Here is a 5,000-nt window from a genome sequence, read left to right on the forward strand (position 1 = left end):
TCGCGTTAACGTGGGACACGAAGGCCTCCTGGGTGTGAAGCGGTTCCTTAGACAGCTCCACTTCACAACCGGAGGCCTTCACCTGTCAGACCGACTCACCGCCCACCCGACGAACAACCTCCCTGGACATCACAGCTAGCCGTGGTTGAGGACCAGGCCGGTGTTGGCGGGGACTGTGATGGTGCCGGCGTAGGGGATGCCGTGGAGGTCGGTCCAGGTGCCTGGCGGGAGGGTTTGTTGGGCGGGGGTGGCGGAGGTCGGGTTCACGACTGTCAGGCCTTGTTGGTAGAGGCGGGTCCAGAGGGTGGGGCCGTGGTGGACCGGTGGGGTGACGGCCTTGCCCAGGTCCGCGGACAGTTCCGGGATCTCGTTGAACATGGCGTAGTCCTTGCGGCCGGTGCTTTCCAGCATGGCTGGGGACTCGCGGTAGAGGAGGTAATTGGCCACCACCCATTGGCGTTGTTCGGGGGTCGCCTGGTACCAGTAATCGGTCGGGAGTTTGTTCAGGATGATCGACGGCTTGCAGCGGTGGCGGCGGAGCAGGTCGAACATCAGTTGCCATTCGCCGTCGACGACGTTCTCGACCCGGTGCACGGTGAAGCCTTGTTCGTTCAGCCAGATGTCGGAGATGTCGATCATCTGGTCGAGCGCCGCCATGTACTCCGGTGACGTGTCCTGGAACTCGTCGTGCAGCGAACCGTTGAACGTGAGGTTGAACGCCACCGACGCACCGTGCGCGTGGGCGTAGTCCCGCAGGTACCGCAGCCAGTCGAGCACGTCCGCGACCCACGCCGGGTCCTTCGGGTCGGTGCCGAACTGCTGGACCCAGTTGCCGTCCTTGTCGTAGTGCCCGCTGACCTTGAAATCGTTCCGTACGCCGATGTTGTCAACGGCAATCGTCGTGAACCCGGCGGCGAGCGCGGGATCGATCAGGTTCGTGGTGAACCACTGCCGCACCTCCGGGTTGCTGATGTCGATCGGCGTGTACACCTGGTTGTTGAACTCCCACGCCGGCGTGGTCCGGTCGGCGGTGTACTCGATCCAGTCCGGGTGGTTCGCCTTGAACCACTCCGGCGTGTACTGCCGGGCCGGCGCGTTCCGGAACGCGGTGACGTACGAGCTGGCCAGCACCCCCGCGGGCTGCGCCGCCTTCAACGCACCCCACACGAACCCGACCCGGCCCGCGTACACGGACGGATCCGGCACCTGCCGGTCGAACACCTGCGCCTGCAGTACGCCGTGATCCTGCGTGACGGGCAGCGGTACGCCGGACGCCGCGGGCGCGCAGGCCCCACCAGCCGAAGCCGCACCAGCAGCCGGCTCGGCAGCCGCACCAGCAGCCGGCTCGGCAGCCGGACCGGCAGCAGGACCGGCAGCAGGCTCAACCGCCCGTGCAGTCGTTGTAAGCATTCCCAGGCCGACGGCGACGATCACCGCGGCCGAGGACATTCGGCGGAGTCTCATGGACAGTCCTTTCAGTGAGCAAGCACGCTGCCCGAGTTGGGCGGGAGCGACAGTTGACCGGAGACCGTGGCGCCGTGCAGATCGGTCCAGGTCCCGGAAGGGAGCGAGACCACCGCGGTCGCGGTGGACGAGGGATTCACCAACGTCAGACCGCGCTGATACGCGCGCGTGTACGCGCCGGACGCGTCGTGCACCGGTGCGTCCGACGGAGCGCCGATGTTCGTGTGCAGCTGCGGGCAGTCGACCCACACGTGGTACTCCCCCAGCCCGCAGAGCGTCATCATGCTCTTCTGCTCGCGGTACAGCAGGTAGTTGGCGACCGCCCAGTCGAGCTGCGCCTGGGTCGCGGTCGCGAGCGTGGCCTCGGTCGTCTGGTTGATCGCGAAGTGCAGCGTCTGCGCCGCGATCTGCCGGGTGAAGTTGTACTTACTCAGCCAGGCGGCGTCGTTGTAGTTGCCCGGCCGGTGCACGGTGAAGCCCTGCTCGTCGACGTACACGTCGACCAGCCCGACCGCCTCGAGCATGTCGGACAGGACGACCGAACCGTTCCAGGTGATGTTGGCGGCCAGCCCGATCCCGAGGCCGTGCAGCCGCCCGGACACGTACGACAACCAGTCGAGGACGGCGCTCGACCAGGCCGTGTCGACCCGGTCGCCGGAGTACTGCTGGATCCACGTACTCCCCTGCCAGTGCCCCACGCTCAGGAACCCGTTGAAGGTACCAACGTTGTCCAGGGCAATGATCGGGTAGCCCGCGTCGATCTTCGGCTGGATGAACGCGTTCCAGTAGTAGGTACGGACGTCCGGGTTCTGAAAGTCGATCGGTACGTACGTCGTGTTGCCGAACTCCCAGGCCGGCGTGCTCCGGTCGGCCAGGTACACCACCCAGTCCGGGTGGTTCGCCTGGTACCACGCGAGCGTGTGCGTCTTGTCGAAGTCGCGGAACGCCGGCATGTACGCCGACGGCACCGCGCCGGCCGGTTGCGCCAGGCTGGAGGCTCCCCAGACGAACTGCACGAGCCCGGCGTACACCGAGCGGTCCGGGATCGAGTTGTCGAAGACCTGCCCGCGGCCGATCCCGTCGGCGGGTGGGGTCGGAAGGGTGAGCGCGGACGTCGCGGCGCGGGCCGGCGGCGTCGTACCGGCGGCGAGGAAGGCGGTCGCTGCCGTACCGGCGAGCAGACTGCGGCGGGTGATGGCGGGAACGTCGTCCATGGGCGGACTCCTCTGCGGCGGACGGGGTGCGCTGGACGATACGGACTGCAAACGTTTGTCGCAATAGCAGAGAATCTTGCTATCGTAGTCGGCATGCCGAACAGCTCCGGAATCCAGGCCGCACTGCAGTCGGAAGCACCGCTCCGCTGGTCCACGATCGGCGACAGCATCGCCCAGGGCGCGCACTGGACCGGCGCCGAGCGCGACTACGTCCAACTGCTCGAGGAGCGGGTCCGCTACGAGCTCACGCGGTACGGCGACTCGTTCGTCCGCTGGGCCGTCTCCGGCGCGAACACCGAGGACACCCTCGGCCGGCTCCCCGCGGCGCTCGACCTCGCGCCCGGCCTGGTCGTGATCGGTGTCGGCACCAACGATGCGAAGGCCGGCGCCGACGGTGTCGCGCGGTTCGCCGAACGCTACGACACCTTGCTCACCACGATCCTGGTCACCGGCGCGCTCGTCGTCGCGCAGACGCCGACCGCCGTCCTGCGCACCTGCCGGTACAACCTCGGCGACCACCTCCCGGCGTACGCCGACGCCATCCGCGCGGTCGCCAAGCACCACGACGTACTGCTGGTCGACCACTTCGCGCACTGGACGGCGGCCGGCGACGGCTGGGCACCGGCCGAGTGGATGGCCGACCCGACACACCCGAGCGGCCGCGGCCACCGGGTGATCGCACGGACCCTGTTCGAAAGCCTTGGCCTGTACGCCGCCGACAGCGCCTGCTGCCGGCTGCTCGACTGAAGGAGCCCCGATGCCCGCCATCCGCCGGTACGCCGTCTGCGGTCTGTCCGCCCGCGGCCTCGCCAGCTTCGTCCTGCCGATCCTCGGCCTCACCGATCGCACCGCCGACGGTGGATTCGGGTACGGCGTCGACGAGGACGATCTCTCGCGGTACGCCGAGGTCGTGGCGATCGTCGACACCGACGCCGATCGGGTCGCCGAGTTCAACCGCTCGCTCGAAGCGCTCGGCCGCGCACCGATCCCGTTCTTCGCCGACTACGACGAGTTGCTGAAGACCGTCGTACCGGATGCCGTCATCGTCACGTCACCGGACCACACGCATGCGCAGTACATCCTCGGAGCGCTACGGCACGACATCGACGTGATCACCGAGAAGCCGATGGTCACCACCGCCGCGGCAGCCCGTGAGGTCCTCGCCGCCGAGCGGGCGTCGGCCGGCAGCGTGCAGGTCACCCACAACCTCCGGTACGCCGCCGCGCACCGCGAGGTGAAGCGGCTGATCCAGGCCGGCACGATCGGGCGGGTCACGCGCGTGGTGATGGACTACCACGTCGACCTGCGGCACGGCGCCAGCTACTTCCTGCGCTGGAACCGCCGCCGCGCACTGTCCGGCGGGCTGCAGGTGCACAAGTCGTCGCACCACTTCGACCTGCTGAACTGGTGGATCGGCGAGGCACCCGAGGAGATCTTCGGGTACGGCGGGCTGAACTACTACGGCCCGTCGAGCCCGCACCGGCCGGCCGACGGCTCAGAGGACCCGTACTTCGTTGCCCAGCAAGGATCCGGGGTCTTTCCCACTGACGACTCCGAGGTACGGGCGGGGCTGTTCGGGCTGCACTACCCGGGGCAGTATCCGGCCGGGCGGCCGCTGTACATCTACGACGCCGAGATCGACATCGAGGACACGTACAGCGCCGTCGCGCGCTACCCCGGCGGGGCGATGCTGACGTACTCGATCGACTTCTCCAGCACCTGGGAGGGCTTCCGGTTGAGCGTCGCCGGTACGCACGGCTCGATCGACCTGCTGCACGGACGCACGGTGGAAGGTGCCGCACTCCCTGACTCGGACCGGATCACCGTCGCCGAACTCTTCGGCCCCACCCGCGTCCTGGAGGTGGTCGCCGAAGAGGGTGGCCACGGCGGCGCGGATCCCCTGATGCGCCACGACCTGTTCGCCGGCCCGAGCCCGGAATCCGTCGAGCTGGGACTGATGGCGACGAGCACGGAAGCGGCGTACGCCGTAGCCATGGGCGACGCCCTGATCCAGTCCTTCACCACGCACCGCCCCGTCAACCTCCCCGCCCTGCTCGCGTAGGGGGTTGCCCCCTCAACTGGAGACTTGCCCCGCCAGATTTTCAGGGGGCAACCCTGCAGTTCAGGGGATGCCCCCTGAACTGCAGGGTTCGCGACCCGAGCCGGCCGGAGCCGGGGCGGGGCCAGGGCGGGGCGGGCGCAGGCCCGTGGCCGGGGCAGGCCCGGGGCGGGAGCGGGCCCGTGGCCGGGGCAGGCCCGTGGCCGGGGCAGGCCGGTGGCCGGGGCAGGCCCGTGGCGGGAGCGGGCCCGTGGCGGGAGCGG

Annotated in this window: 4 protein-coding genes; 2 read left to right on the forward strand and 2 right to left on the reverse strand. The window is 68.9% G+C overall.

All coding sequences use genetic code 11. The features are described 5' to 3' along the window. Nucleotides 1-135 precede the first annotated feature (135 nt). On the reverse strand, nucleotides 136-1,464 hold the full coding sequence (locus VFF46_RS05970) for a putative glycoside hydrolase (protein WP_325036007.1): 1,329 nt from the start codon (nucleotides 1,462-1,464) through the stop codon (nucleotides 136-138). A gap of 11 nt (nucleotides 1,465-1,475) precedes the next feature. Next, entirely contained in the window at nucleotides 1,476-2,678 is a 1,203-nt protein-coding gene (locus VFF46_RS05975) for a hypothetical protein (RefSeq protein ID WP_325036008.1), read from the reverse strand. Nucleotides 2,679-2,771: 93 nt separating this feature from the next. On the opposite strand from VFF46_RS05975, the gene VFF46_RS05980 reads away from it, so the two are divergent. Together VFF46_RS05980 and VFF46_RS05985 are read left to right on the forward strand one after the other, a co-directional pair. Beyond that, a complete protein-coding gene (locus tag VFF46_RS05980; RefSeq protein ID WP_325036009.1) occupies nucleotides 2,772-3,425 on the forward strand; it encodes an SGNH/GDSL hydrolase family protein in 654 nt (217 codons plus the stop codon). 10 nt (nucleotides 3,426-3,435) lie between these two features. Beyond that, nucleotides 3,436-4,740, forward strand: a complete 1,305-nt coding sequence (locus VFF46_RS05985; RefSeq protein ID WP_325036010.1) for a Gfo/Idh/MocA family oxidoreductase — start codon at nucleotides 3,436-3,438, stop codon at nucleotides 4,738-4,740. The last annotated feature ends 260 nt before the right edge of the window (nucleotides 4,741-5,000 follow it).

It is taken from the genome of Kribbella sp. (assembly GCF_035655035.1).
Taxonomy (GTDB): Bacteria; Actinomycetota; Actinomycetes; order Propionibacteriales; family Kribbellaceae; genus Kribbella.